The 25,154-nt window shown below is 64.8% G+C and carries 24 protein-coding genes; 14 read left to right on the top strand and 10 right to left on the bottom strand.

What is annotated here, in order from left to right; genetic code table 11:
• Positions 1-5: 5 nt before the first annotated feature.
• Entirely contained in the window at positions 6-1,097 is a 1,092-nt protein-coding gene (gene aroC, locus QZ497_RS00630) for a chorismate synthase (RefSeq protein ID WP_295470080.1), read from the bottom strand.
• Positions 1,098-1,281: 184 nt separating this feature from the next.
• Between aroC and QZ497_RS00625 the strand changes: the two genes are divergently transcribed.
• Positions 1,282-2,271, top strand: coding sequence for an alpha/beta fold hydrolase (locus tag QZ497_RS00625; RefSeq protein WP_295470077.1), 990 nt, complete (start codon positions 1,282-1,284; stop codon positions 2,269-2,271).
• Positions 2,272-2,347: 76 nt separating this feature from the next.
• Positions 2,348-3,139 (top strand): hypothetical protein, encoded by a 792-nt coding sequence (locus QZ497_RS00620; protein ID WP_295470075.1) that lies wholly within the window; start codon positions 2,348-2,350, stop codon positions 3,137-3,139.
• 272 nt (positions 3,140-3,411) lie between these two features.
• Here the strand turns inward: QZ497_RS00620 and prmB are convergent, their stop codons facing one another.
• On the bottom strand, positions 3,412-4,320 hold the full coding sequence (gene prmB / locus QZ497_RS00615) for a 50S ribosomal protein L3 N(5)-glutamine methyltransferase (RefSeq protein WP_295470073.1): 909 nt from the start codon (positions 4,318-4,320) through the stop codon (positions 3,412-3,414).
• 388 nt (positions 4,321-4,708) lie between these two features.
• Here prmB and QZ497_RS00610 point away from each other — a divergent pair, with 388 nt between their 5' ends.
• The 4 genes from QZ497_RS00610 to QZ497_RS00595 all read left to right on the top strand — a co-directional run bounded on the left by QZ497_RS00610 (position 4,709) and on the right by QZ497_RS00595 (position 7,323).
• On the top strand, positions 4,709-5,299 hold the full coding sequence (locus QZ497_RS00610) for a cysteine hydrolase family protein (RefSeq protein WP_295470070.1): 591 nt from the start codon (positions 4,709-4,711) through the stop codon (positions 5,297-5,299).
• An 85-nt stretch (positions 5,300-5,384) separates the two neighbouring features.
• A complete protein-coding gene (locus QZ497_RS00605; protein WP_295470067.1) occupies positions 5,385-5,942 on the top strand; it encodes a Smr/MutS family protein in 558 nt (185 codons plus the stop codon).
• A gap of 402 nt (positions 5,943-6,344) precedes the next feature.
• Positions 6,345-6,890 carry a GTP cyclohydrolase I FolE gene (folE, locus tag QZ497_RS00600; RefSeq protein ID WP_295470064.1) on the top strand — a complete coding sequence of 182 codons (546 nt, stop codon included), beginning with the start codon at positions 6,345-6,347 and terminating at the stop codon, positions 6,888-6,890.
• Between the two features lie 61 nt (positions 6,891-6,951).
• Positions 6,952-7,323, top strand: a complete 372-nt coding sequence (locus tag QZ497_RS00595; RefSeq protein ID WP_295470062.1) for a glutathione S-transferase N-terminal domain-containing protein — start codon at positions 6,952-6,954, stop codon at positions 7,321-7,323.
• Positions 7,324-7,412: 89 nt separating this feature from the next.
• Here QZ497_RS00595 and QZ497_RS00590 read toward each other — a convergent pair whose 3' ends face one another.
• A complete protein-coding gene (locus tag QZ497_RS00590) occupies positions 7,413-8,624 on the bottom strand; it encodes a PLP-dependent aminotransferase family protein (RefSeq protein ID WP_295470060.1) in 1,212 nt (403 codons plus the stop codon).
• Positions 8,625-8,707: 83 nt separating this feature from the next.
• Between QZ497_RS00590 and QZ497_RS00585 the strand changes: the two genes are divergently transcribed.
• Positions 8,708-9,175 (top strand): MarR family transcriptional regulator, encoded by a 468-nt coding sequence (locus QZ497_RS00585; protein WP_295470057.1) that lies wholly within the window; start codon positions 8,708-8,710, stop codon positions 9,173-9,175.
• Between the two features lie 98 nt (positions 9,176-9,273).
• Positions 9,274-10,467 (top strand): benzoate/H(+) symporter BenE family transporter, encoded by a 1,194-nt coding sequence (locus QZ497_RS00580; protein ID WP_295470055.1) that lies wholly within the window; start codon positions 9,274-9,276, stop codon positions 10,465-10,467.
• Positions 10,468-10,685: 218 nt separating this feature from the next.
• Here QZ497_RS00580 and QZ497_RS00575 read toward each other — a convergent pair whose 3' ends face one another.
• A complete protein-coding gene (locus QZ497_RS00575; RefSeq protein WP_295470052.1) occupies positions 10,686-12,647 on the bottom strand; it encodes a methyl-accepting chemotaxis protein in 1,962 nt (653 codons plus the stop codon).
• Positions 12,648-12,784: 137 nt separating this feature from the next.
• Entirely contained in the window at positions 12,785-13,720 is a 936-nt protein-coding gene (locus tag QZ497_RS00570) for an LD-carboxypeptidase (RefSeq protein ID WP_295470050.1), read from the bottom strand.
• A 140-nt stretch (positions 13,721-13,860) separates the two neighbouring features.
• Here QZ497_RS00570 and QZ497_RS00565 point away from each other — a divergent pair, with 140 nt between their 5' ends.
• Positions 13,861-14,865: an NADP-dependent oxidoreductase gene (locus tag QZ497_RS00565; RefSeq protein WP_295470048.1), complete on the top strand. Its 1,005-nt coding sequence runs from the start codon at positions 13,861-13,863 to the stop codon at positions 14,863-14,865.
• A gap of 16 nt (positions 14,866-14,881) precedes the next feature.
• Here QZ497_RS00565 and pyrF read toward each other — a convergent pair whose 3' ends face one another.
• On the bottom strand, positions 14,882-15,580 hold the full coding sequence (pyrF, locus tag QZ497_RS00560) for an orotidine-5'-phosphate decarboxylase (protein ID WP_295470046.1): 699 nt from the start codon (positions 15,578-15,580) through the stop codon (positions 14,882-14,884).
• A 142-nt stretch (positions 15,581-15,722) separates the two neighbouring features.
• On the opposite strand from pyrF, the gene QZ497_RS00555 reads away from it, so the two are divergent.
• The 3 genes from QZ497_RS00555 to QZ497_RS00545 all read left to right on the top strand — a co-directional run bounded on the left by QZ497_RS00555 (position 15,723) and on the right by QZ497_RS00545 (position 17,025).
• Complete coding sequence (locus QZ497_RS00555; protein ID WP_295470043.1) at positions 15,723-15,890, top strand: DUF2897 family protein; 168 nt, start codon at positions 15,723-15,725, stop codon at positions 15,888-15,890.
• Positions 15,891-16,130: 240 nt separating this feature from the next.
• Entirely contained in the window at positions 16,131-16,673 is a 543-nt protein-coding gene (locus tag QZ497_RS00550) for an exonuclease domain-containing protein (protein WP_295470041.1), read from the top strand.
• 70 nt (positions 16,674-16,743) lie between these two features.
• The gene (locus tag QZ497_RS00545; protein ID WP_295470039.1) at positions 16,744-17,025 is read left to right on the top strand and encodes a pyrimidine/purine nucleoside phosphorylase; all 282 of its coding nucleotides are present in this window, start codon (positions 16,744-16,746) and stop codon (positions 17,023-17,025) included.
• 53 nt (positions 17,026-17,078) lie between these two features.
• Here QZ497_RS00545 and QZ497_RS00540 read toward each other — a convergent pair whose 3' ends face one another.
• Positions 17,079-18,845, bottom strand: a complete 1,767-nt coding sequence (locus QZ497_RS00540) for an ABC transporter transmembrane domain-containing protein (RefSeq protein WP_295470037.1) — start codon at positions 18,843-18,845, stop codon at positions 17,079-17,081.
• Between the two features lie 183 nt (positions 18,846-19,028).
• Between QZ497_RS00540 and QZ497_RS00535 the strand changes: the two genes are divergently transcribed.
• The gene (locus QZ497_RS00535) at positions 19,029-19,217 is read left to right on the top strand and encodes a PA1571 family protein (protein ID WP_295470034.1); all 189 of its coding nucleotides are present in this window, start codon (positions 19,029-19,031) and stop codon (positions 19,215-19,217) included.
• A 188-nt stretch (positions 19,218-19,405) separates the two neighbouring features.
• Here the strand turns inward: QZ497_RS00535 and pdxB are convergent, their stop codons facing one another.
• The 3 genes from pdxB to rlmM all read right to left on the bottom strand — a co-directional run bounded on the left by pdxB (position 19,406) and on the right by rlmM (position 21,973).
• On the bottom strand, positions 19,406-20,557 hold the full coding sequence (pdxB, locus tag QZ497_RS00530; protein WP_295470032.1) for a 4-phosphoerythronate dehydrogenase PdxB: 1,152 nt from the start codon (positions 20,555-20,557) through the stop codon (positions 19,406-19,408).
• Between the two features lie 42 nt (positions 20,558-20,599).
• Positions 20,600-20,842, bottom strand: a complete 243-nt coding sequence (gene tusA / locus QZ497_RS00525) for a sulfurtransferase TusA (RefSeq protein WP_295470458.1) — start codon at positions 20,840-20,842, stop codon at positions 20,600-20,602.
• 66 nt (positions 20,843-20,908) lie between these two features.
• Positions 20,909-21,973, bottom strand: coding sequence for a 23S rRNA (cytidine(2498)-2'-O)-methyltransferase RlmM (gene rlmM, locus QZ497_RS00520; RefSeq protein WP_295470030.1), 1,065 nt, complete (start codon positions 21,971-21,973; stop codon positions 20,909-20,911).
• A 202-nt stretch (positions 21,974-22,175) separates the two neighbouring features.
• Here rlmM and acnA point away from each other — a divergent pair, with 202 nt between their 5' ends.
• The gene (gene acnA, locus QZ497_RS00515) at positions 22,176-24,920 is read left to right on the top strand and encodes an aconitate hydratase AcnA (protein ID WP_295470027.1); all 2,745 of its coding nucleotides are present in this window, start codon (positions 22,176-22,178) and stop codon (positions 24,918-24,920) included.
• The last annotated feature ends 234 nt before the right edge of the window (positions 24,921-25,154 follow it).

Here is a 25,154-nt window from a genome sequence, read left to right as displayed (position 1 = left end):
GCGCCTTACAACTGGCCGAGCACTGGCGTGGTGACACGCACGTCGGCGTTCTGTGCCCGATGGCGCATCAGATGGTCGAGCAGCACGATGGCCATCATCGCCTCGGCGATGGGTGTGGCGCGAATGCCGACACAGGGGTCGTGCCGGCCCTTGGTGATGACATCCACCGAGTTGCCATGCACATCGATGGAACGCCCAGGGGTGGTGATGCTCGAGGTCGGCTTGAGCGCCAGGTGCGCAACGATCGGCTGGCCGGAGGAAATACCGCCGAGGATGCCGCCGGCCTGGTTGGACAGGAAACCCTCCGGGGTCAGCTCGTCACGGTGCTCGGTACCGCGTTGCGCGACACTGGCGAAACCGGCACCGATCTCCACGCCCTTGACTGCATTGATGCTCATCAGCGCATGGGCCAGGTCGGCATCCAGGCGGTCGAAGATCGGCTCGCCCAGGCCCGGCATCACGCCTTCGGCGACCACGGTGATCTTCGCGCCCACCGAATCCTGATCACGACGCAACTGGTCCATGTAGGCTTCCAGCTCGGGCACCTTGTCCGGGTCGGGCGAGAAGAAGGCGTTCTGCTCGACGCAGTCCCAGGTCTTGAATTCGATGGGGATCGGCCCGAGCTGGCTCATGTAGCCACGCACGCGGATGCCCTGGCTGGCCAGATACTTCTTGGCGATGGCGCCGGCCGCCACGCGCATGGCGGTCTCGCGCGCCGAGCTGCGGCCACCGCCACGGTAGTCGCGCTCGCCGTACTTGTGGTGGTAGGTGTAGTCGGCGTGGGCCGGGCGGAACTGGTCCTTGATCGCCGAATAGTCCTTGGACTTCTGGTCGGTGTTGCGGATCAGCAGGCCGATGGAGGTGCCGGTGGTGCGACCCTCGAATACGCCGGAGAGGATCTCGACCTCATCGGCCTCCTGGCGCTGCGTGGTGTGACGGCTGGTACCCGGCTTGCGACGATCCAGGTCACGCTGCAGGTCTTCGACGCACAGCTCGACGCCGGGCGGGCAGCCATCGACGATAGCGACCAGCGCCGGGCCATGGCTTTCGCCGGCGGTGGTGACAGTGAACAGCTTGCCGAAAGTGTTGCCGGACATGCAGAGGCTCCGAGAAAGACCAGTTCGATCAGGTTGTGTACGAAACATCGCTGAGCACGATCATCGACCTTTCGTACAGACCCTGGGCAGGCGCGCAGTATACGCAGGCTGGCCGTGCAGTTCACCCTCGAACCTTCAGGCAGGCCACGCGTCCAAGGCTCAACTCCTCAATAATGGCCATCTGATGCATCTCGCAAGATTCCTCCGGCAAGCCCTGACCGTGCTCTGCCTGTTCAATGTCCTGGGCGCCGCCCAGGCCGCCCCCAGCGTATTGCAACGACCGATCAGCGTGCAGACCGACCGCGGCACCCTGTACGGCACCCTGCTGCTGCCGCGCGCCACCACACCGGTGCCGGTGGTGCTGATCGTGGCGGGCTCCGGCCCGACCGACCGCAACGGCAACAACCCCGAGGGCGGGCGCAACGACAGCCTCAAGCAACTGGCCGTGACCCTGGCCCGGCATAACATCGCCAGCGTGCGCTATGACAAGCGCGGTGTGGCGGCCAGCAAGGCGGCCACGCCCAACGAGCGAGATCTCAGCGTCGAGCGCTACGTGGCTGACGTACTGGCCTGGAGCCGCCAGCTGAAGAGCGACAGTCGCCTCGGCCCGCTGGTTCTGCTCGGCCACAGCGAAGGCGCGCTGATCGCCTCGCTGGCAGCCCGCCAGGCGGGGGCCAGCGCGTTGATCAGCGTGGCCGGTACCGGCCGCCCGGTCGACCAGGTGCTGCGCGAACAACTGCGCGAGCGCCTGCCGGCCCCCTTGCAGCAGCGCAGCCAGGAGCTGCTCGATGAACTCAAGGCCGGTCGTACCGACGACCAGGTGCCGCCCGATCTGCAGGTGGTGTTTCGCCCCAGCGTGCAGCCCTACCTGATTTCCCTGCTGCGCCAGGACCCGGCGCAAGCCTTCGCCGACAGCCGCGTCCCGGCGCTGATCATCCAGGGACGGCATGACATCCAGGTCAACGTCGAAGACGCCGAACGGCTGCACAAGGCGCGGCCCGACGCCCGCCTGGTACTGATCGATGGCATGAACCACGTGCTGCGCATCGTGCCGCAGGACCTGCAGCAGCAGTTGCGCTCGTACCGCAACCCGAACCTGCCGCTGGCCAGTGAACTGACCGAGCAGATCGTGCAGTTCATCGACCAGTTGCCGACCATTTCGCCGAAAACTTAAGAAATCGGCCGACAGGCCGATACGCAGACAATTGGCAGGATGTCTGCCACCAGGGCCCTGGACAGGATCGTCACGCATGACCGAAAGCACCGAGGCTGTCGAAAAGACCGCCGAAACCGATGACAACGCCGCACCGCCACAGCCGTGGGACGATGTTGTACCCGAACACTTCCAGATGCTGCGCCTGGCCCCGCTGCCCACCGATCGCGCCACCGGCGGGCGGCCACTGCGCTTCGTGCAGCTCGGCAAGGCCGAGCGACACAGCAAGGAGCTCAGCCTGCTGCGCCTGAACATCCAGCTGCCCGGCCAGCGCGTGCGTCGCGAACAGAACCACCTGGACGTCTGGGCCGACCATCAGACCCGCACCGTGCGCTTCGCACCGGATTCAGGGCTGCAGGTCGAACCCTGGAACCGTGGCCTGGGCCGCTTCATCATGGCCCACGCCATCCACTGGGCACAGAAACACTGGTCCGGCTACAAGATCGACAGCTTCCCGCTGGCCAGCAAAGACGGGCTGAACGAAGACACCCGCCTGCGCCGCGATCACTTCCTGCGCACCCAGGGCTTCCAGGTCGGCTATGCCGATGCCCAGCACATGAAGGGCAGCATCAACGAAGTACAGGTCGGTAACCTGAACAACACCTGGAACAACGAAAAGGTGCAGATCGTCGAGATTCTCGACGCCGCGCAGATGCTGGAAAAGGCCGAGCAGCGGCTGCAGGAACAGGAAGTGACCATCCGCAAGCATGAGGAACGAGTCAACCAGTACCGCCGCGACGACGCCGGCCTGCGCTTCACCATCGCCTGCCTGGTGACTTTTGCGGTGTTTCAGGCGGGGTTGCTGATCTGGATTGCCACCCACCGCTGAGGCGCCTCACCCGGAAGGCGCGGCATTAGATGCAGTACCGTTCGGCTAAACACTTCCCGGCTTTTATTGGAGCGAGCTTGCTCGCGAGATGTTCGCTTAAGCGGCATGTGGCCGGTGGGAGCGGCTTTAGCCGCGAAAGCATCAGGAAATTCACTGCATCTTTTGTGAACAGGCGGTCGCTTCGCGGCTGAAGCCGCTCCTACCCGGTCTAACCGAACAGTATTGGCTTTAGCCGCGAACGCCTGGGGCGCAGTTCATTCACAGGGCAGATTCTAGCGGCGCGACTCGAACAGGGCGCGGTGCTCGCGGCACTGTTCGGCGGTGAGCATGAACACCCCATGGCCGCCGCGCTTGAAGTCCAGCCAGGCGAAGTCCACTTCCGGGTACAGCGCCTGCACGTGAACCTGGCTGTTGCCGACCTCGACGATCAGCAGGCCCTTGTCGGTGAGGTGGTCGGCGGCTTCGCAGAGCATCCGGCGCACCAGGTTCAACCCGTCATCGCCGCAGGCCAGGGCCAGCTCGGGCTCATGCTGGAATTCTTCGGGCATGTCAGCGAAGTCTTCGGCGTCGACATACGGCGGGTTGGACACGATCAGGTCGAAGCGTTGCCCCGGCAAGCCGTCGAAACCATCGCCCTGCACCGTGTACACGCGTTCTTCCAGGCCATGGCGTTCGATGTTCTGGTTGGCCACTTCGAGGGCATCGAAGGACAGGTCGGCCAGCACCACTTCGGCGTCGGGGAACACATCGGCACAGGCGATACCGATGCAACCGGACCCGGTGCACAGGTCGAGAATACGCGCCGGATCCTGGGCCAGCCAGGGTTCGAAACGCTCTTCGATGAGTTCGGCGATCGGCGAGCGCGGAATCAGTACGCGGTCATCGACGATGAATGACATGCCGCAGAACCAGGCCTCGCCCAACAGGTAAGGCGTCGGCACACGCTCGTCGATACGCCGACGGATCAGGCGCTGCACCTCGGAAATCTCGTCGACCTCCAGGCGGCAGTCCAGGTAGCTGTCGGCGATTTCCCAAGGCAGGCTCAGCGCGCCCAGGACCAGCTGCCGTGCCTCGTCCCAGGCATTGTCGGTGCCGTGGCCAAAAAACACGTCTTCCTCATGAAAGCGGCTGACAGCCCAACGGATATGATCGCGCACGGTGCGCAAACGGGAAGTGATCATGGGCAAGCTCCTTGAGAAAAACGGCGAACGATTCTATCAGCACTGGCCAGCCGGTGAGTGACGGCAGGCAAAGGAGTGTCTACCATTGCGCCACGTCCAGCAAGGCAAACAGCCACCACCACGCCCCCGTTTTTTGCATCCGGCAAGCTGCTAAATCCGGGGGCATGCGATTGTCAAGATTCACATCGGCGCTCGCTCGGAGGACAATGTGACAAAACAGGCCATGCACGAACGTCACCTAAGAGGGTTGCGCACCACGCGCAGATACGGCGGACAACCGCCGCGAACCACCCCTCTCGCGGATGTGCCAGCCCGCCCACGAGGTGCCCGCAACACCACCCGGCGTCGCTTGCACAAGGCCTGAAAGCCTCATTTGAAGGAGCCCCAGATGTCTTCTCCCAAGACCATGTTTCAACTCAGCGGTCGGGTCCACGCCCGTGCCAGCCTGAACAACGCCACGCTGATCGTCATCGACGCCCAGAAAGAGTACCTCAGCGGCCCGCTGGCGCTGACCGGTGTGCATGAAGCGCTGGCCAACATCGGCCTGCTGGTGGAAAAGGCCCGCGCCGCCAAATGCCCTATCGTGCATATCCGCCACCTGGGCACCGTGGGCGGCCTGTTCGACCCGCAGGGCGAGCGCGGCGAGCTGGTTCCGGAACTGCTGCCCCAGGAAGGCGAGCACCTGGTCGAGAAGCGTCTGCCGAACGCCTTCAACGGCACCGGCCTGCATGAGCTGCTACAGAGCCTGGGGCGCCTGGACCTGATCGTCTGCGGCTTCATGAGCCATTCGAGCATCAGCACCACGGTACGCGCCACCAAGGACTACGGCTACCGCTGCACCCTGGTCGACGACGCCTGCGCCACCCGTGACCTGCCGACTCCCGACGGCGTGGTCAGCGCCGAGGTCGTGCATCGCACCGAGATGGCGATCATGGCCGACAACTTCGCCACCGTTGCCCTGACCCGCGACCTGATCTGAGCCCCTCCGGGCTGTCCGATACAGCCCGCGGCCACGCGCGTGCGCCGCCCTCCCCCGCGCCGGGCCTGGCGCCACGAGGTTTTACATGCAAGACGATGACTTTTCCCTGTTCCAGAGTGAAATGCGCGGCGTGAAGCGCATCGAACAGGTCTTCGCCGACACCGGCAAGCCCAAGGCCGACCGCCGCCAGCTCAATCGCCTGCGGCAGTCCGCCACCGCCAGCAGCGAATCGATCACGGTCGACGGGCTGTCCGACCAGTTCGTCATCGACGTAGGCCCGGAAGACCCCCTGCACTGGGCACGCGATGGTGTGCAGGAAGGCCAGATGCGCAAGCTCAAGCTGGGCCAGATCAGCTTCGAAGGCAGTCTGGACCTGCATGGCATGAACGTGGAGGTGGCCCGCGAAACCCTCTGGGAGTTTCTGGCCGAAGCCACCAAGCTGGAAATCCGCTGCGTGCGGGTGACCCACGGCAAGGCGGTGCGCCTGGACGGCAAGCGGCCGATGATCAAGAGCCACGTCAACACCTGGTTGCGCCAGCACCCGCAGGTGCTGGGCTTCTGCTCATGCCAGCCAAGACACGGCGGCACCGGTGCGGTCTACGTCATGCTGCGGCGCACCATGCTCGAAGGGCGCGACGAGTAACGCCGCACCCGTCACTGACCGGTTCAGCGCCCGCCAGGACCGGGACCACCGGGGCCTGGTCCCGGTCCTCCCTGGTGATGACCGCCCCCACCGGGCCCACTAGGGCCCGGCCCCCAGAACGGCCAACAGCCGGACACCGACGCCAATACGGCGATGAACATCGCGATTTTCACTACTCGAATAACCATGGATCTCACACTCTCGGACAAAGGTCAGGAATGACCTGCACGCATGAGACCGCGGCCGGACCACGAAGTGGGTAGCCATTGGGTAGTCGCTTGGTCAGCGTATTGATACACAAGCCCTGCCCTGCCGGCGTAATTACGCCTCAGCCATACACCTGAGCGCAGCGCTCGGGTAGTATGTGCGCCCTGATCGCCATCCATACGGAAACACACTCCTGTGACACTGGAACAGAACTACACCGCCATCCTGGGCCAATTGGGTGAGGACGTCAGCCGCGAAGGCCTCCTCGACACCCCGAAACGCGCCGCCAAGGCCATGCAGTACCTGTGCCGCGGCTATCAGCAGACCCTCGAAGAAGTCACCAACGGTGCATTGTTCAGCTCCGATGCCAGTGAAATGGTGATGGTCAAGGACATCGAGCTGTACTCGCTGTGCGAACACCACCTGCTGCCGTTCATCGGCAAGGCCCATGTGGCCTACATTCCCAGCGGCAAGGTTCTGGGCCTGTCCAAGGTGGCGCGCATCGTCGACATGTACGCCCGCCGCCTGCAGATCCAGGAGAATCTCAGCCGCCAGATCGCCGAAGCCATTCAGCAGGTCACGGGCGCGCTGGGCGTGGCCGTGGTCATCGAAGCCAAGCACATGTGCATGATGATGCGCGGTGTCGAGAAGCAGAATTCGGCGATGATCACCTCGGTGATGCTCGGCGAGTTCCGTGAAAATGCTGCCACACGCAGCGAATTCCTCAGCCTGATCAAGTAAACACGCCGAACGGCCGGCCTCGCCCAGGGTGCCGGCCGGTTCACCTGCGGAGGCTCCCCCCATGCTCATGAAAGCCCTGCGAGTCGGCCTCGGCCAGCTCATCGTGCTTGGCGACAAACTGACCCGCCCGGCCCCACTCAAGCGCAGCACCGAGGCCCAGGCCAAGGTCGAACAGGCTGCCCGTGACCTGGCGCTGTACCAGTTCCACGCCTGCCCGTTCTGCGTCAAGACCCGTCGCACGCTGCACAAGCTCAATGTGCCGGTGGCCCTGCGCGACGCCAAGAATGACCCGGTCGAGCGTCAGACCCTGCTGGAACAGGGCGGCCGGATCAAGGTGCCGTGCCTGCGCATTCAGGACGGCGACCAGGTGACCTGGATGTACGAATCCAGGGTCATCATCGACTACCTGAACCAGCGCTTCGCCAACGCCTGAGTCGCCTGGCGCGGCTGACTCCAACATGCCGCCTTCGTCTGGCTGCGCAGCCATATCCGCCAGCCAGCGACGGCTGGCCGGATAGGCCGTCAGGTCGAAACCGCGCCGCTGCGCGGCAGGGGTGTCGACGCAGAAGTAGAAGACGACTTGAGCAACCCCTGACGCAGCACCTCGGCCAGCCGCCCCAGCCCTTCGTCGAGGCGGGACGGGTCGATGTGGCTGAAATTGAGTCGCAGATAACCCGGGTTGGCATCCGGATCGACAAAGAATGGCTCACCCGGCATGAACGCCACATCCTGGGCCAGCGCGGCATCCAGCAAGGTGCGGGTGTCCAGCGGCTGCTTCAGGGTCAGCCAGAAGAACAGCCCGCCCTGCGGAGTGTGCCAGTCAGCCAGCCCGGCGAAATGCCGCTGCAAGGCCACATCGAATGCGTCGCGACGCTCGCGATAGAACTCGCGCAGTGCGGCCAGATGACTACGGTACTGCTCGCTGCCGATCCACTGCAACGCCTGCCACTGGCCGAAACGGTTGGTGTGCAGGTCGGCGGACTGTTTCAGCCGCAGCAGGTGCGGGAACAGGTCGGGACTGGCGATCAAGTAGCCGACGCGCAGCCCCGGCAACAGGGTCTTGGATACCGTGCCGGTGTAGATCCAGCTGGCCTTGCGCAGACGGCTCACGATCGGTCGCGACTGCACAGCGTCGAAGGTCAGCTCGCGATACGGTTCGTCTTCGATCAGGGTGACCTCGAACTCGTCGAGCAGGCCCGCCACCGCGTCGCGGCTGGCTTCGCTATAGCGCACCCCGGACGGATTCTGGAAAGTCGGGATCAGGTAGGCGAAGGCTGGGGCGTGATGCTCCAGGCGCTGGCGCAAGGCGACCAGGTCCGGCCCTTCGGCGCCTACCGGCACGCTCAGGCAGTCAGCGCCGAACAACTGGAAGATCTGCAGAGCGGCCAGGTAGGTCGGCCCTTCGACGATGATCTCGGTACCCCGGTCGACATACAGTTTGGCGGCCAGATCCAGAGCCTGTTGCGAGCCACTGATCACCAGCACCTGGCTGGCCTGACAGTCGATGCCCAGGGCACGGGCCTCGGCGGCCAGCGCCTCGCGCAGGGCCGGTTCGCCCTCGCTCATGCCGTACTGACCCAGGCCCGCAGGCATGTCGGCCCACTGCACGGTCGGCAGCATCGACTCGGCCGGCAGGCCGCCTGCAAAGGACATCACCTCCGGGCGCTGGGCCGCTGCGAGGATCTCACGGATCAGGGAACTCTTGAGGCGCGCAACACGTTCGGAAAAAGCCATGGACATTCACCGCTAGCCGGAGGAAAGGGAAATACGTCAAACTTGTTGACCAACCCTACGACGCCTTCCGTGGATACGTCAACATGCTTGACCTTAAAAACTGCATCGACCAGCAACGGGCCATGGAAGACTTCTTCTTCGGCTACCAGGCCTTCACCGCCAAGCCCGATGAAATGCTCGAACGCCGAGGCTTCAGCCGAGTGCATCAACGCATCCTGTTCTTCATCGCCCGCTATCCGGGGCTGAGCGTCAAGCAACTGCTGGCGCTGCTGGGTGTGACCAAACAGGCGCTGAACATGCCGCTGCGCCAGCTGATCGGTATGGACATGGTGGTCAGCAGCACGCCGCCAACCGACAAGCGCAAGCGCCTGCTGGCGCTGAGCGACCAGGGACGCCAGTTCGAACAGGCATTGCGTCGCGAGCAGGTGCGCCTGCTGCAGCGGGTGTTCGATGAAGCCGGTCCGGAGGCCGTGGCAGGCTGGTTGAAGGTTAACCAGATGCTCGGCACGACCACCGCCGCCTCGCGCAGCGACGCGCCGGGCCAGGACTGAACTGTACGGCCCAATACGCCAGTCGCTGTATCGTGAAAGCCCTGCCTGCGGCGTTTAGGCTTGGCGCCTCGTTTTTACGCGTCATGAAGGAATAACGCATGTCAGCCACCGCCCTGAAGACCCCATTGCGACCGCTGGCGGACTCTTCACCCTATTCGCTGGTCGCCGGTTTCATCGCCATGATGACCGGCTGCACCAGCTCACTGGTGCTGATGTTCCAGGCCGGCCAGGCGGCCGGACTGAGCAGCGGTCAGATTTCTTCGTGGCTGTGGGGGCTGTTCATGGGCATGGCGCTGTGCAGCATCGGCCTGTCGCTGCGCTATCGCACACCCATTACCGTGGCCTGGTCGACCCCGGGCGCGGCGTTGCTGATCACCAGCCTGGGCGGGGTCAGCTACCCGGAAGCGATCGGTGCATTCATCACCTGTGCAGCCATGATCACCCTGTGCGGCATGACCGGCACTTTCGAGCGCCTGGTCAAGCGCCTGCCCGCCTCTCTTGCCGCCGCACTGCTGGCCGGCATCCTGTTCAAGATCGGCAGCGAAATCTTCATCGCCGCCCAGCACCGGACCGGGCTGGTACTGACGATGTTCTTCACCTATCTGCTGGTCAAGCGCGTTTCGCCGCGCTATTCAGTGCTCGCCGCCTTGCTGGCCGGGGTGGTGATGGCCGGCGCACAGGGCCTGCTCAACTTCAGCGGTTTCAACCTGGAACTGGCCGTGCCGGTCTGGACCACACCAAGCTTTTCCCTGGCCGCGACCATCAGCATCGGCATTCCGCTGTTCGTCGTCGCCATGGCTTCGCAGAACATGCCTGGCATCGCGGTGCTGCGCGCCGACGGCTACGACACGCCCTCCTCGCCATTGATTACCGTGACCGGCCTGGCGTCGTTGCTGACCGCACCGTTCGGCGCCCACGGCATCAATCTGGCGGCGATCAGTGCCGCCATCTGCACCGGCCCCACAGCCCATGAAGACCCGCACAAGCGCTATACCGCAGCAGTGTGGTGCGGGGTGTTCTACGGCATCGCCGGGCTGTATGGCGCCACGCTGGCAGCGTTGTTCGCGGCCTTCCCCAAGGAACTGGTGCTGTCCATCGCCGCGCTGGCGCTGTTCGGCTCGATCATCAACGGCCTGAGCGTGGCGATGAGCGAGCCCAGCGAGCGTGAAGCAGCGTTGATCACCTTCATGGTCACCGCCTCGGGCCTGACGCTGTTCTCGGTGGGGTCGGCATTCTGGGGCATCGTCGCCGGCGTATTGACCCTGCTGATTCTCAACACGCGTGCGCGCTGAGTCAGCGAGTCAAATCAGGCCGGCTCGCGGCTCAAGCCAATACAGTTCGATTAAGCGCTTTGCGGCTTTGTGGGAGCGGCTTTAGCCGCGAAGATGCCAGGAAACTCACTGCATCTGTTGTGAACATGCAGTCACTTCGCGGCTGAAGCCGCTCCTACCCGGCCTAACTGACCAGTATTGCGGCTAAAGCCGCGCCTACCGGGTGACATGACGCCCACCTAGAGGCGGAAGTGCCCGACCATGCCTTTCAGTTGCGCGCCCAGGTTGGCCAACTGGGTACTGGATGCCGCGTTGCCCTGCATCGCCTGCGCCGACTGATCGGCACTGCTGCGGATGCTGGTGACGCTGCGGTTGATTTCCTCGGCGACCGAGCTTTGCTGCTCAGCTGCGGCAGCAATCTGCTGGTTCATCTGCTGGATGGTCGACACGGCGCTGGCGATGCTGCCCAGCGCGCTTTCAGTCTGCAACGCATCCTCCACTGCCAGCCGCACCAACTCGCCACTGCCCTGGATCTGCTCCACCGAGGCGCGGGCGCCGCTGCGCAAGCTGACCACCAGGTTTTCGATTTCTTCGGTCGACTGCTGGGTGCGCCGCGCCAGGGCACGCACCTCGTCGGCCACCACCGCGAAGCCGCGCCCCTGTTCTCCGGCGCGCGCCGCTTCGATGGCGGCATTGAGAGCCAGCAGGTTGGTCTGTTCGGCGACACTCTTGATCACCCCCAGCACCTGATCGATGTTCTGCACTTTGGCGCTGAGGTCCTCGATGCTCTGGCTGGCCGAGGTCGACGAACGCGCCAGCGCCTCGATGCGCTGCATACTCTGGCGCACCACCGCCTGGCCACTGACCACCTTGTCGTCGGCACTCTGCGCCGCCAGCGCGGCCTCTTCGGCATTGCGCGCCACATCGTGAACAGTGGCGGTCATCTGGTTCATGGCCGCGGCCACCTGCTCGGTCTCTTCGCGCTGGCTGTTGACCTCAAGGTTGGTCTGCTCGGTGACTGCCGACAGATCCTGGGCCGAGCTGGCCAGTTGCTCGATGCCCGATTGCAGACCGCTGACGATCTGGCTGAGGCCGGCGCTCATCTGTTGCATGGCCTCGAGCAGTTGACCGATCTCGTCACGACGCTGCGCGTCGATGCGCCCGCTCAGATCGCCGGCGGCAATACGCCGGGCCTGGTCGATGACCTGGCGCAACGGCGCGACGATCAGGCGGGTGATGAGCAGCGATGCGACCAGCCCTACCAGCAGGGCCGCCACCGAAGAAACGATGATGTACAGCGTGCCTGTGCCGATCTGCGCCTGCATCGACTGGTCTTCGGCCGAATACAAATGGCGTACGCGGTCGGTCACCTGACGGGCGTTCTCTGCCAGCTGCCGGTCGATCAGCGCCTGGCGTTCCAGCAGCCCGGCGTATTCCTGGAGCTTTTCGTTGAAGTTACCGATATGCCCGGTGACCTCACCCATCACTGACTGGTAACCGGGGTCGTTGATCGCGGCCTTTAGCGTTTCGGCCAGGGCCCTGGCCTGCTCGGCCTCTTCGATATTGCGCTTGGGCACCTCGTCGCCGGCCGTGGCGCGGCGGCTCTTTTCCAGGCGGGTACGGGCCTGGTCGAGGGCCACCAGCATCAGGCGCCCGACCTGGCTGATACTGGCGGCCTGCTCGATGAACTGCGCGCCGTCCTTGCCCTGGGAATCCTTCAGCGTCCAAGTGCCGTCATCGGTCAGGCCCGCGCGCAGCAGTTCAAGGCTGTTGGACACGCTGTCCACCGACCAGCTGGCCATCTCCAGGGCCAGGTCCTTGCTCTGGTTGATATCGACGACGGCATCGAACGACTGGCGATAGGCGGCCAGCGCCTGGCGCACCTGGCTCATTACCTCGGCACTGGCTGGCGAACGGTCGCCCAGCAGCTTGGCCTGCTCATCGAGACCCTGCAGGCGGGTGTGCACCTGCTCAACCAGCTTGGGGTTGCTGGTCACCGCGTACGCCTGCTCCAGCAGGCGCACGTCGAGCAGTTCATCGTTGAGCGCGGACATCTGCTTGAGGCCGGTGAAATCCTGGCTGATGTGCTGCAACGACCAGACGCCTACCCCAGCGACCAGTGCGGTCAGCAGCAATACCAGACCAAAGCCCAGACCAAGTTTGCGGGCCATCCCCAGGTTGGCGAATCCGGTCGACACCATAGCCTCTCACTCCCCAGCAGAACTCCGTCCAGCATGCAGGTTCGCAATGCCAACAGCGAAGCACAAGACGCCAGTCGCGCAACAGTGGCAAAAAGCTATGCGCAGGTCGCTTTCAGAATGCCTGCACCGATGACCGCCTAGCTGCGGAACAGCGTAGCGACTTGCAGGGTACCGGCATCAGCGTCCAACACCGCTTCGGTACCCAGCGGCACGGCCTGGTTGACCTGACCATGCCCCACCGGCAGGCCACCCAGCACCGGAATGCCCAGCCCGCCCAGGCGCTCCTGCAGCACGTGGGCGGGGGTAATGGCGCCCCCGGCACCGGCTGGCACGCTGAAGTCGCCCACGGCCACACCGGCCAGGCGCTGCAACAGACCGCAGTTACCCAGGTGGGTCAGCATGCGGTCGATGCGGTAGGCCGCTTCCCCAACATCCTCAAGCAGCAGGATGGCGCCTTCAAGATCCGGCATGAACGGCGTGCCGACGCAGGTGCCGAGTATCGCCAGATTGCCCCCCAGCAAACGCCCCGACGCGCGCCCCGACGTGCGCACGCTGCCAGTCGCAGCCTCGCGGTCGGCGAGCAGACGCACCGGCTCACGACTCATCAATACTTGGCGCAGGCCGTCACCGTAGGGATTACCGGGTTGCAACTGGTTGGCCACCGGGCCATGCACGGTCGCCAGGCGGGCCTGGGCCCAGAGCAGGCCATGCAAGGCGGTGATGTCGGAAAAACCGACAACCAGCTTGGGGTCACGGCGCACTGCCGCCAGGTCGAGCTGGCCGAGAATACGCTGCACGCCATAACCGCCGCGATTGCAGATCACCGCGCGGATCTGCGGGTCAGCCAGGGCGTGGTTGAGATCGGCGAGCCGGTCGGCGTCAGTGCCGGCGTAGAAGGAATGCCGCTCGAAGGCATGCGGGTACACCTTCGGCCGCAGCCCCCAGCTTTCCAGCTCTGCGGCGGCCGCCTCGATGCGCGCGGGCTCCACCGGCCCGGCAGGCGACACCAGCGCCACCGCATCACCAGGACGTAATACAGAGGGGTACAGGACAGGCACAGCAGCGAGTGACATCGAAAAGCTTCCCGGCAGGCGGCAAAACTGCAATTTAGGGCAACCATCCCGCCAACTCAAGCCGGCCTCGGTGAACATGGCTTGCTGCGTAATCGATGAGCGACTTCAATGACGATTCACGCCAATACCGAGGAACCGCCATGAGCCCATTACCCAATCGCCGCTTCGTCCTGAACAGACGCCCTTCCGGGCTGGTGAGCCGGGACGACTTCGGCTTCGAAGAGGTACCCGTGGGCGAACCGCAAGACGGTCAGATCCTGGTGCGCAACCTGTACCTGTCGCTGGACCCGGCCATGCGCGGCTGGATGAATGAAGGCAAATCGTATATCGAGCCGGTCGGCCTGGGCGAGGTCATGCGGGCGCTGGGCATTGGCGAAGTGATCGCCTCCCGGCACCCGCGCTTTGCGGTGGGCGACCATGTGCAGGGCGCACTGGGTGTGCAGGATTACTTCCTTGGCGCCCCCAAGGGCTTCTACCCGGTAGACCCGCAAGCCGCGCCGTTACCGCGCTATCTGTCAGCCCTGGGCATGACCGGCATGACGGCCTACTTCGCCCTGCTGGAAGTCGGTCAGCCCCGCGAAGGCGAAACGGTGGTGATTTCCGGCGCAGCCGGCGCGGTGGGCAGCATCGCTGGGCAAATCGCCAAGCTCAAGGGCTGCCGAGTGGTGGGTATCGCCGGCGGTCCGGCCAAATGCCGCTCGCTGATCGAGGAACTGGGCTTCGATGCGGCCATCGACTACAAGAACGAAGACGTCGCCGCGGCATTGAAACGCGACTGCCCCAAAGGCGTAGATGTCTTCTTCGACAACGTTGGTGGGGAGATTCTCGACACGGTGCTGGCGCGCCTGGCGCCCAAGGCGCGGGTAGTGATCTGCGGCGCCATCAGCCAGTACAACAACAGTACACCCGTCAAAGGACCCGCCAACTACCTGTCACTGCTGGTCAATCGCGCACGCATGGAAGGCTTCGTGGTACTCGACTACGCCACCCGCTACGCCGAAGCGGCACGGGAAATGGCCGGCTGGATCGCCGAGGGCCGCTTGCACAGCCGCGAAGATGTGGTCGAGGGCCTGGAAACCTTCCCCGAGACCCTGCTCAAGCTGTTCAACGGCGAGAACTTCGGCAAGCTGGTGCTCAAGGTCTGAGCACGCGCGGCGGGTTTCAGGCCAGTTCGGCGACCACCGCCGCCAGGGCCTGGGCCGGGTCGGCGGCCTGGCTGATCGGCCGACCGATCACCAGATAGTCGGAACCGGCCTCCAGGGCCTGGCGCGGGGTCAGGATGCGGCGCTGGTCGTCCTGGGCGCTGCCGGCCGGGCGAATGCCAGGCGTGACCAGCTGCAGCGACGGGTGCGCGGTCTTCAGCGCCCGGGCTTCCTGGGCCGAACACACCAGGCCATCCATGCCGGCCTTCTCGGCCAGGGCCGCCAGGCGCAACACCTGCTCCTGCGGCTCGATATCCAGGCCGATACCGGCCAGGTCTTCGCGCTCCATGCTGGTCAGCACGGTCACGCCGATCAGCAGGGGCTGCGGACCAGTGCGCTGCGCCAGCACCTCGCGGCACGCCTGCATCATGCGCAGGCCGCCGGAGCAATGCACGTTGACCATCCACACGCCCATCTCGGCAGCCGCGCGCACGGCCATGGCGGTGGTGTTGGGAATGTCGTGAAACTTGAGGTCGAGGAATACCTCGAAACCGCGCTCGCAGAGGGTCGCCACGATGCCCGAGGCGCTGCTGGTGAACAGCTCCTTGCCGACCTTGACCCTGCACAGCTTCGGATCGAGCTGATCGGCCAGCTTCAGGGCGGCTTCTCGGGTCGGGAAATCCAGGGCGACGATGACAGGGGTCTGGCAAGCGGACATGAGCGGGTTCTCAGCAAGTCGAAATCGGCGCGCATTGTAGCCGATCTGGCCGTATGGCGGTGCACAACCTGTACCACCGGCATACACTTGAACCATCGGGCGCTGTCGTGGCTCAAAATGTCATCACCACAAGGAGTGCGCTATGCCCTGGTATGCCTGGTTGATTCTCATCGTGGCGATCGGCTCCATCGTCGGCGGCCTGCTGCTGTTGCGTGACACCGCGCAAAAGCTGCCGCTGACCGAGGAGCAGCTCAAGCGGGTCCATGAACGCAACGCGGAAATGGACGCGAAGGAAGCCAAGGATCGCTGACCCTCCCTCCGGGCGGCCCTCGGCCGCCCGTCTTCGAATACCCCTCTGCAGCGCGTCATCGCGCTTCCTATGGCCTCGGCATTGTCGGCACCCGCCGCCCGGCGTGCCAACCAGCGGGGAAAAGGCACCTTTGCCCACCCCTAGGGTCAATCCGGGAACGCAGCCAGGCACAGGGCGGCGAACATGGCTACGCTGGAGGCTGTCGCCTGTATATCGAAACCGTTGGATGGGAGCTTTGACATGCCGCATTGGCTGGTGATTGACCTGGAAGCCACCACCGAGGAAGGCGGTTGGCCGGTCACCGAGATGGAAATCATCGAAATAGGCGCGACGCTGGTGAACCAGGACGGCCGTGAGCTGGACCATTTCGAGCGCTTCGTGCGTCCGGCACGGCGCCCGCTGCTGACCCAGTTCTGCAAGGACCTGACCCACATCGCTCAGCACAACATCGACACGGCCGAGCCCCTGGAGAGCGTCTGGCCCCAGTTCGAACGCTGGCTGGGCCATCACCGCGCACGGGTGGTGGGCTGGGCCAGCTGGGGCGACTACGACCATCATCAACTGCAGGAGGAATGGCGCAGCCATCGCCTCGACAGCTCGCTGCGCCAGATGCCCTACGTCAACCTCAAGCACCGCTTCGCCCAGGCGCGCCAGTTGCAGCGACCGGTAGGACTCAACAGCGCCCTGCAACTGGCCGGCATGCACTTCACCGGCCAGCAGCACCGGGCCCTGGTCGACGCCCGCAACACCGCACGCCTGCTGCCGCTGATCCTGCCCGCCTGACAGGCGTGACGTCGACCAGAGCCTTGTGCATACTGGCCGGCCCTATTTTCAGCCTCTGCAAGGAACCCGCATGTTCAAGGTCAACGAATATTTCGACGGCACCGTCAAATCCATCGCCTTCAGCCAGGCCGAAGGCCAGGCCACCATCGGTGTGATGGCTGCCGGTGAATATGAATTCGGCACTGCCCAGGCCGAGATCATGCACGTCATCTCCGGTGAGCTGGTGGTCAAGCTGCCGGGCAGCGACGCCTGGGAAACCTTCGCCAGCGGCAGCCGTTTCAACGTGCCCGCCAACAGCAAGTTCCAGCTCAAGGTCAGCGTCGATACCGCCTATCTGTGCGAATACCGCTGAACCCACACCCTGGCAGGGCCGTTCGGCCCTGCCGCATGCGCCACTGACCGGCGTTACCCTTCGAGATTGAATTGCAGCGCCGCCAGCCGTGCGTAGAGCGGGCTGCTGTCGATCAGTTGCCGATGGCTGCCGATGGCCACCAGCCGCCCATGCTCCAGCACGGCGATACGGTCGGCGTTCTGGACGGTGGCCAGGCGGTGCGCGATGACCAGCGTGGTACGCCCCTGCATCAGGCTCGGCAAGGCCTGCTGGATCAGGTGCTCACTCTGCGCATCCAGCGCACTGGTGGCTTCGTCGAGCAACAGGATCGGTGCGTCCACCAGCACCGCCCGGGCGATGGCCAGGCGTTGCTTCTGGCCACCAGACAAACCCAGCCCGCCCTCCCCCAGCCGCGTATGGTAGCCGTCCGGCATCTGGCTGATGAACTCGTCGGCATGGGCGACACGTGCAGCGGCGCGCACCTGCTCGTCACTGGCATCCGGCCGCCCGTAACGGATGTTGTCGGCGATGCTGCCGAAAAACAGCGCCGGGTTCTGCGACACCAGGGCGAAGTGCCGACGCAGCTCAAGCGGATCGAGTTGCCGCAGCGCCACGCCCTCCAGGCTGATCTGCCCCTGCTGCGGGTCGTAGAAACGCAGCAGCAGGTCGAACAGCGTCGACTTGCCCGCCCCCGAAGGGCCGACCAGCGCCAGGGTTTCGCCCGGTTCGACGTTCAGGTTCAGGTCATCGATCACCATGCGCTCGGGCCGCGACGGATAGGCGAAGCTCACACCCTGCAGCGCCAGACGCCCGACAATGCGCTCTGGCAATGCCTCAGGGACCGGCTGCGGCGCGCGCACTTCGCTGCGTGCCTGGAGCAGTTCACCGATACGCTGCGCCGCGCCGGCCGCGCGTTGCAGCTCGCCGATCACTTCGCTGATGGTGCCGAACGAGGTGCCGACCACCAGGGCGTAGAACACGAAGGCCGCCAGCTCGCCATTGCTGATCCGCCCTTCGATGACATCCATGCCACCGACACGCAGCATGACCGCCACGGCGCCCAGCACCAGGACGATGACCAGGGTGATCAACCAGGCACGCTGCAGGATGTGCCGCCGCGCGGTAGCAAACGCCTGCTCCACGGTGGTGGAAAACTGCTGGCGGTCCAGCGCCTGATGGTTGTAGGCCTGTACGGTCTTGATCTGCCCCAGGGTCTCGGCGACGTAGCTGCCGACCTCGGCGACGCGGTCCTGGTTCTGTCGTGACAGGCGCCGTACCCGGCGCCCGAAGATCAGGATCGGCGCCAGCACCAGCGGCAGCGAGATCACCACGATGCTGGTCAACCGCGGGTTGGTAACGAACAGCAGCACGATGCCCCCGGCCACCATCAGGGCACTGCGCAGGAACATCGATAACGACGAACCCACCACCGACTGCAACAGGGCGGTGTCGGCGGTCAGCCGGGACTGGATTTCCGAGCCGCGGTTGTGCTCGAAGAAACCAGGATGCAGGTCCAGCAGATGGGCGAACACCGCCCGTCGCACGTCGGCCACCACCCGCTCGCCGATCCACGACACCAGATAGAAACGGATGAAGGTGCCGGCAGCCAGCCCCAGGGTCAGTACGCCGAACACGGCGATGGAACGATTGAGCAGTTCGGGAGAGCGGGTCATGAAACCCTGGTCGACCAACAGGCGAATGCCCTGCCCCATGGACAGGGTAATGCCGGCAGTGACGATCAGCGCCAGCAAGGCGGCGCCGACCCGCCAGCGATAAGGTGACACGAAGCGCCAGGCCAGGCCGAGGGCCTGGCGCCGGCTGCCGTACGATGCTGAAACCATGAACTCTGACCGCCTGTGGTACTCACATGAAAAGCCAAGGCTACACTGGCCTTGCCCAAGCGTCTGCCGCAAGACGGGAAGTCGACCGGTGGAGCCGGAACCAGGCCAACGACCGTGGGCTGTCATGGCACGGTCATCCTGGGTGATTAAGTTTGAATGCAACACCTGATGAGGAGACGGACCATGAGCTTGCAAACGCACGGCAACCGAGTCGAGGTCATCCGCACCCAACCCGGCCAACCGGTCGGCGGTGCAATCCTGGATGAAAACGGTCAGGAAACCCCGATCACCGAGGCGATGGTGCAGCAGGCCTGCCAGGAATGCGACCAGCACTGGGTGACCCCGGAGCACGCCGCAGAACACACGGACTGAAGCGTCCGGCCCTCGAAGACCCGGCCCTGTGCCGGGTTTTTCATGCCCGGCGCTAGCGAATACCGTGGGAGCGAGCTTGCTCGCGAAGGCGGCGTCACGTTCACAGCCAACTCAGCGACCTTGCCAGCTTTTCGCGAACAAGCTCGTTCCCACAAAGCCGTAAAGCGCTTGATCGAACAGTATTGGACCTAACCGAGCTGGGTGCCCAGCGCGGTCATCCATTGGCGCAACTGAGCCAGCGCCTCGCCATCGCCTTCCAGCCGCACCCGCAACGCGTCGATCTCGCGGCGCGGCGGGTAATGCTTGCGCAGCGCGTCGAAGGCCTGGCGCTGGCTGTGCACATCGCCTTCCAGCGTGCGTCGGAAATCGGCATCGTCACGGCGCGGGTCATAGACACCCCGGCAGACCATCGCCAGGGCCCAGGCCGGGTCGCTGGCGCCGTCCAGGGTCACCTGGGCCAGCCAGGGACGCGGCAGCAGGTCGTGCAGACGAATGCTCGGCGCCGCACCGAGGAAGCGGCACAGGGCCTGGTAGATCTGCTCGGTGCCGCGCTGCCGGCCATCCAGGCTGTAGCCGGCAATGTGCGGCGTGGCCAGTGTGCAGAGTTCGGCCAGCGGCACATGCACCTGTGGCTCGCCCTCCCAGACATCCAGCACCGCCTGCAGGTCGTCACGCGCCAGCATCACCTCGTACAGCGCCTGGTTGTTCACCACCGCGCCACGGCTGGCATTGATCAGCCAGGCCCCTTGGCGCAGGCGCTGCAAGCGTTCACGGTCGAGCAAATGCCAGCTGGGATGCTCGCCGCTGCGCTGCAGCGGGGTGTGCAGGCTGATCACATCACATTGCTCGATGATCTGCTCCAGGCTCACGTAGTCGCCGCCCTCGGTCTGCTGGCGCGGCGGGTCGCAGACCAGCACCGTCCAGCCCAGGCCGCGCAGCACCTCGACCAGACGGCCACCCACCTGACCGGCGCCCACCACACCGTAGGTGCGGCTGTCCAGCGTCACGCCTTCCAGCTCGGCCAGGGTCAACAGGCTGCCCAGCACGTAATCGACCACGCCACGGGCATTGCAACCCGGCGCGCTGGACCAGCCAATACCGGCTTCGGCGAAATAGTCCAGGTCGAGGTGGTCGGTGCCGATGGTGCAGGTGCCGACGAAACGCACCGGGCTGCCAGCGAGCAGCTCACGGGTCACCGGGGTGATCGAACGCACCAGCAGGATGTCGGCGTCGGCCAGCGCCGCACGGTCGATGGCGCGCCCCGGCAAGCGGCGGATGGAACCGAAGCCGGCGAAGAACGCGTCGAGCAGCGGGATATTTTCATCAGCGACGATCTGCATGGTGTGCTCCGCAGAAAAGGTCAGGTACAGGGCACGACGCGGTCAGTCGGCTTTCTTGCGGATCCAGTACAGGTAGGTGTCGGCTTCGGCGCGTTGCGCGACCAGCTCATGACCCAGAAATACGCAGAATTTGGGGATGTCGCGCTGCGTGGAGGGGTCGGTGGCGATGACCTTGAGCAGGCCGCTGGCCGGCAGGTCGCGGACTTTCTGGTGCAGCATCATCACCGGCTCCGGGCAATTCAGGCCGGTGGCGTCCAGGGTCGCGTCGACGGTGAGGTGTTCGATGGGTTCAGGCATGGGGCACTCCGGAAACAGGCGGGCATTGTCGCCCAAAAGAACCTGCGCGACCAATCAGGCCCGCGTCAGGTCCAGGCGGCGCAGGTGGCAGGTCACTTCCTCGCGGTCGTGATACAGCTGCTTGCAGCCGATCGACACTTTCACGCCACGGGTCTTGAAGCCCTCCTCGATACGCTCGAGCAGGCGCCGTACTTCAGCGTAGCGCTGCTTCATCGGCAGCTTGAGGTTGACCACGGCCTCGCGGCACAGGCCCTCGCCCAGCCAGGTTTCCAGCAGTGCGGCGCTGCGCGCGGGCTTCTCGACAATGTCACAGACCATCCAGTCGACGGTCTGCCGTGGCTTCCAGGTGAAACCGTCGGTCATCAGGTGCTGCACCAGCCCGGTTTCCATCAGGCTTTCGGCCATCGGCCCGTTGTCGATGGCGGTCACCAGCATGCCGCGACGCACCAGCTGATAGGTCCAGCCGCCGGGTGCGGCGCCCAGATCGACCCCGGTCATGTCATCGGACAACCGCGTGTCCCACTGCTCACGGGGAATGAAATGATGCCAGGCCTCCTCCAGCTTGAGAGTCGAACGGCTGGGTGCCTCGCGGGGAAACTTCAGACGCGCAATGCCCATCGGCCACATGGCATGGTTACCGGCCTCGGCGAGACCGAGGAACACCTCGCGACCACTCTTGAAGGTCAGCAACAGGCGCGGCAGCCGTGGGTCGTCGCGCAGGCGCCCGGCCTGGGTCAGGGCCTTGCGCAGCGGCACCTCGAACTTGCGGCAGAAGGTCGAGAGTTCCTTGCCGTCATTGGTGTCCAGCACCTCCAGCCACAGGCTGCCGCACACCGGGTAGTCCTGCAGCTGCGCCAGCAGCACGCTGATGCGGTCGCTTTCCGGCAGTTCGACGAAGGCCCCGCGGGCCCATTGCCGGGGGAAGATCAACTGCTCGAAACGCTGGCCCTGCATCAACCGTTGCGCACCGCCGGGCTCCAGGCAGATGAACTGCGCACAGGCGCTGTCCGGCTTGGCCTTGGCGTAGCCGGCCACGTCAAGACGTGCAGCGATATCGGCGATTTCCGAGCAGACTTCGCCTTCGAAGCCGGGTCGGCAGTGCATAAACAGCGTATTCATGGGCGAGGATGCAGCCTGCAAAGATCAAAGCCGCGCATGATAGCCGAAAGCGGAACCTCTGACTCGGCCCGAAGGTCCACACCAACAGTATGGGTACCGGCGGCGTGTGCCGCGCTGACCGTTACCAGGTCCGAACCAGGCAGTCTCGTGGCCCCGCCCTGAGGCTTGCAGGACGTCAGAATACCGTTCAAGGAGCCGTTCCATGCCCTCCCTCGATAGCCTGAAAAGCCAGAAGACACTGGCCATCCAAGACAAGACCTACCACTACTTCAGCCTGCCGGAGGCCGCCCGCAGCCTTGGCGAGCTGGACCGCCTGCCGATGTCGCTCAAGGTGCTGCTGGAAAACCTGCTGCGCTGGGAAGACGGCCAGACCGTCACCGGTGACGACCTCAAGGCCCTGGCCGGCTGGCTCAAGGAGCGCCGCTCGGACCGCGAGATCCAGTACCGCCCGGCGCGGGTGCTGATGCAGGACTTCACCGGCGTGCCAGCGGTGGTCGACCTGGCCGCCATGCGCGACGCCGTGGCCAAGGCCGGCGGCGATCCGCAGCGCATCAATCCCCTGTCACCGGTGGACCTGGTGATCGACCACTCGGTGATGGTCGACACCTATGGCAGCGATGACGCCTTCGCCGAAAACGTGGCCATTGAAATGCAGCGCAACGGCGAGCGCTACGCCTTCCTGCGCTGGGGCCAGAGCGCCTTCGACAACTTCAGCGTGGTGCCACCGGGCACCGGCATCTGTCACCAGGTGAACCTGGAATACCTGGGCCGCACGGTGTGGACCAAAGAGGAAGACGGCCGCACCTACGCCTTCCCGGACACCCTGGTGGGCACCGACTCGCACACCACCATGATCAACGGCCTGGGTGTGCTGGGCTGGGGCGTCGGCGGCATCGAGGCGGAAGCGGCGATGCTCGGCCAGCCGGTGTCGATGCTGATTCCCGAAGTGATCGGCTTCAAGCTCACCGGCAAGCTCAAGGAAGGCATCACCGCCACCGACCTGGTGCTGACCGTGACCCAGATGTTGCGCAAGAAGGGTGTGGTGGGCAAATTCGTCGAATTCTATGGCGATGGCCTGGCCGACCTGCCCCTGGCCGACCGCGCCACCATCGCCAACATGGCGCCGGAATATGGCGCCACCTGCGGTTTCTTCCCGGTGGACGACGTGACCCTGGACTACCTGCGCCTGTCCGGCCGCCCCGCCGAGACCGTCGAGCTGGTCGAGACCTACTGCAAGGCCCAGGGCCTGTGGCGCCTGCCCGGCCAGGAACCGGTATTCACCGACACCCTGGAACTGGACATGGGTGAAGTACAGGCCAGCCTGGCCGGCCCCAAGCGTCCGCAAGACCGCGTCCCCCTGCCCCAGGTCGCCAAGGCCTTCGAAGATTTCCTGGGCCTGCAGGTCAAGCCGGCGCAGGTCGAAGAAGGCCGCCTGGAGAGCGAAGGCGGTGGCGGTGTGGCAGTGGGTAATGCCGAGCTGGTATCGGGTGAAGCCGAATATGAATACAACGGCCAGAGCTACCGGTTGAAGAACGGTGCGGTGGTCATCGCGGCCATCACTTCCTGCACCAACACCTCCAACCCCAGCGTGATGATGGCTGCTGGCCTGCTGGCCAAGAAAGCGGTGGAAAAGGGCCTGCAACGCAAGCCCTGGGTGAAGAGTTCGCTGGCACCCGGCTCCAAGGTGGTCACCGACTACTACCGCGCTGCCGGGCTGACCCCTTACCTCGACAAACTCGGCTTCGACCTGGTCGGCTACGGCTGCACCACCTGCATCGGCAACTCCGGCCCGCTGCTGGAGCCCATCGAAAAGGCCATCCAGCGCTCGGACCTGACCGTGGCTTCGGTGTTGTCGGGCAACCGCAACTTCGAAGGCCGCGTGCATCCGCTGGTCAAGACCAACTGGCTGGCCTCCCCGCCCCTGGTGGTCGCCTACGCCCTGGCTGGCAATGTACGGGTCGACCTGAGCCGCGAACCACTCGGTGAAGGCAGCGACGGCCAGCCGGTGTACCTGCGCGATATCTGGCCGAGCCAACAGGAGATCGCCGAGGCGGTCAGCCAGGTCGACACCGCGATGTTCCGCAAGGAGTACGCGGAGGTCTTCGCCGGCGACGAGCAATGGCAGGCCATCGAAGTACCGCAAGCCGCCACCTATGTCTGGCAGGACGACTCCACCTACATCCAGAACCCGCCGTTCTTCGCAGACGTGGCCGGCCCGCTGCCGGTGATCGAGGACATCCGCGAGGCGCGCATCCTCGCCCTGCTCGGCGACTCGGTGACCACCGACCACATTTCCCCGGCTGGCAACATCAAGGCAGACAGCCCGGCGGGCCGCTACCTGCGCGAGAAGGGTGTGGAGCCCAAGGACTTCAACTCCTATGGGTCGCGACGCGGCAACCATGAGGTGATGATGCGCGGGACCTTCGCCAACATCCGCATTCGCAACGAAATGCTCGGCGGCGAGGAAGGCGGCTATACCCTGCATGTGCCCAGCGACGAAAAATTGCCGATCTTCGATGCCTCGATGCGCTACCAGCAGGAAGGCACGCCCCTGGTGATCGTCGCCGGGCAGGAGTACGGCACCGGTTCCAGCCGCGACTGGGCGGCCAAGGGCACCAACCTGCTGGGGGTCAAGGCGGTGATCGCCGAGAGCTTCGAGCGTATCCACCGCTCCAACCTGGTGGGCATGGGCGTGCTGCCGTTGCAGTTCAAGGCGCCGCATGACCGCAAGAGCCTGGGGCTGACCGGGCGCGAAATCCTGAGCATCAAGGGGCTGACCCAGGCCGAGCTGCGCCCCGGTATGGACCTGACCCTGAACATTCGCTTCGAGGACGGTCGCCAGCAGGACATCGAACTGCTGTGCCGCATCGACACCCTCAATGAAGTGGAGTACTTCAAGGCCGGTGGCATCCTGCACTACGTGCTGCGCCAGCTGATCGCCGCCTGACGGCGCGATGGCTGGCAGGGCTTTAGCCGCAATACTGTTCGCTTAAGCGATATGTGGCCGGTGGGAGCGGCTTTAGCCGCGAAAGCGCCAGGAAATTCACTGCATCTGTTGTGAACAGGCGGTCGCTTCGCGGCTGAAGCCGCTCCTATGTATGGACTCGCCCCACACTGTCAACACGCTTTGCTTTAAACACTGCTGCCCGGTTGCATCTATGTATCAGGCCTATTCGAGGAA

The sequence above is a fragment of the uncultured Pseudomonas sp. genome (assembly GCF_913777995.1).
GTDB lineage: Bacteria > Pseudomonadota > Gammaproteobacteria > Pseudomonadales > Pseudomonadaceae > Aquipseudomonas.
The sequence above is the reverse complement of the archived record's forward strand: the minus strand, read 5'-3'. Positions and strand labels throughout refer to the sequence as shown.

Bases quoted from the DNA above. Each gene is read 5' to 3' on its own strand.
- QZ497_RS00570 (WP_295470050.1), bottom strand. From the start codon at position 13,720: ATGTCACTCGCTGCTGTGCCTGTCCTGTACCCCTCTGTATTACGTCCT.
- QZ497_RS00575 (WP_295470052.1), bottom strand. From the start codon at position 12,647: ATGGTGTCGACCGGATTCGCCAACCTGGGGATGGCCCGCAAACTTGGT.
- QZ497_RS00605 (WP_295470067.1), top strand. From the start codon at position 5,385: ATGCAAGACGATGACTTTTCCCTGTTCCAGAGTGAAATGCGCGGCGTG.
- pyrF (WP_295470046.1), bottom strand. From the start codon at position 15,580: ATGTCCGCTTGCCAGACCCCTGTCATCGTCGCCCTGGATTTCCCGACC.
- QZ497_RS00555 (WP_295470043.1), top strand. From the start codon at position 15,723: ATGCCCTGGTATGCCTGGTTGATTCTCATCGTGGCGATCGGCTCCATC.
- prmB (WP_295470073.1), bottom strand. From the start codon at position 4,320: ATGATCACTTCCCGTTTGCGCACCGTGCGCGATCATATCCGTTGGGCT.
- acnA (WP_295470027.1), top strand. From the start codon at position 22,176: ATGCCCTCCCTCGATAGCCTGAAAAGCCAGAAGACACTGGCCATCCAA.
- QZ497_RS00550 (WP_295470041.1), top strand. From the start codon at position 16,131: ATGCCGCATTGGCTGGTGATTGACCTGGAAGCCACCACCGAGGAAGGC.
- QZ497_RS00535 (WP_295470034.1), top strand. From the start codon at position 19,029: ATGAGCTTGCAAACGCACGGCAACCGAGTCGAGGTCATCCGCACCCAA.
- pdxB (WP_295470032.1), bottom strand. From the start codon at position 20,557: ATGCAGATCGTCGCTGATGAAAATATCCCGCTGCTCGACGCGTTCTTC.
- QZ497_RS00540 (WP_295470037.1), bottom strand. From the start codon at position 18,845: ATGGTTTCAGCATCGTACGGCAGCCGGCGCCAGGCCCTCGGCCTGGCC.
- QZ497_RS00625 (WP_295470077.1), top strand. From the start codon at position 1,282: ATGCATCTCGCAAGATTCCTCCGGCAAGCCCTGACCGTGCTCTGCCTG.
- QZ497_RS00565 (WP_295470048.1), top strand. From the start codon at position 13,861: ATGAGCCCATTACCCAATCGCCGCTTCGTCCTGAACAGACGCCCTTCC.
- QZ497_RS00580 (WP_295470055.1), top strand. From the start codon at position 9,274: ATGTCAGCCACCGCCCTGAAGACCCCATTGCGACCGCTGGCGGACTCT.
- QZ497_RS00545 (WP_295470039.1), top strand. From the start codon at position 16,744: ATGTTCAAGGTCAACGAATATTTCGACGGCACCGTCAAATCCATCGCC.
- QZ497_RS00610 (WP_295470070.1), top strand. From the start codon at position 4,709: ATGTCTTCTCCCAAGACCATGTTTCAACTCAGCGGTCGGGTCCACGCC.
- QZ497_RS00620 (WP_295470075.1), top strand. From the start codon at position 2,348: ATGACCGAAAGCACCGAGGCTGTCGAAAAGACCGCCGAAACCGATGAC.
- rlmM (WP_295470030.1), bottom strand. From the start codon at position 21,973: ATGAATACGCTGTTTATGCACTGCCGACCCGGCTTCGAAGGCGAAGTC.
- QZ497_RS00585 (WP_295470057.1), top strand. From the start codon at position 8,708: ATGCTTGACCTTAAAAACTGCATCGACCAGCAACGGGCCATGGAAGAC.
- aroC (WP_295470080.1), bottom strand. From the start codon at position 1,097: ATGTCCGGCAACACTTTCGGCAAGCTGTTCACTGTCACCACCGCCGGC.
- QZ497_RS00590 (WP_295470060.1), bottom strand. From the start codon at position 8,624: ATGGCTTTTTCCGAACGTGTTGCGCGCCTCAAGAGTTCCCTGATCCGT.
- QZ497_RS00595 (WP_295470062.1), top strand. From the start codon at position 6,952: ATGCTCATGAAAGCCCTGCGAGTCGGCCTCGGCCAGCTCATCGTGCTT.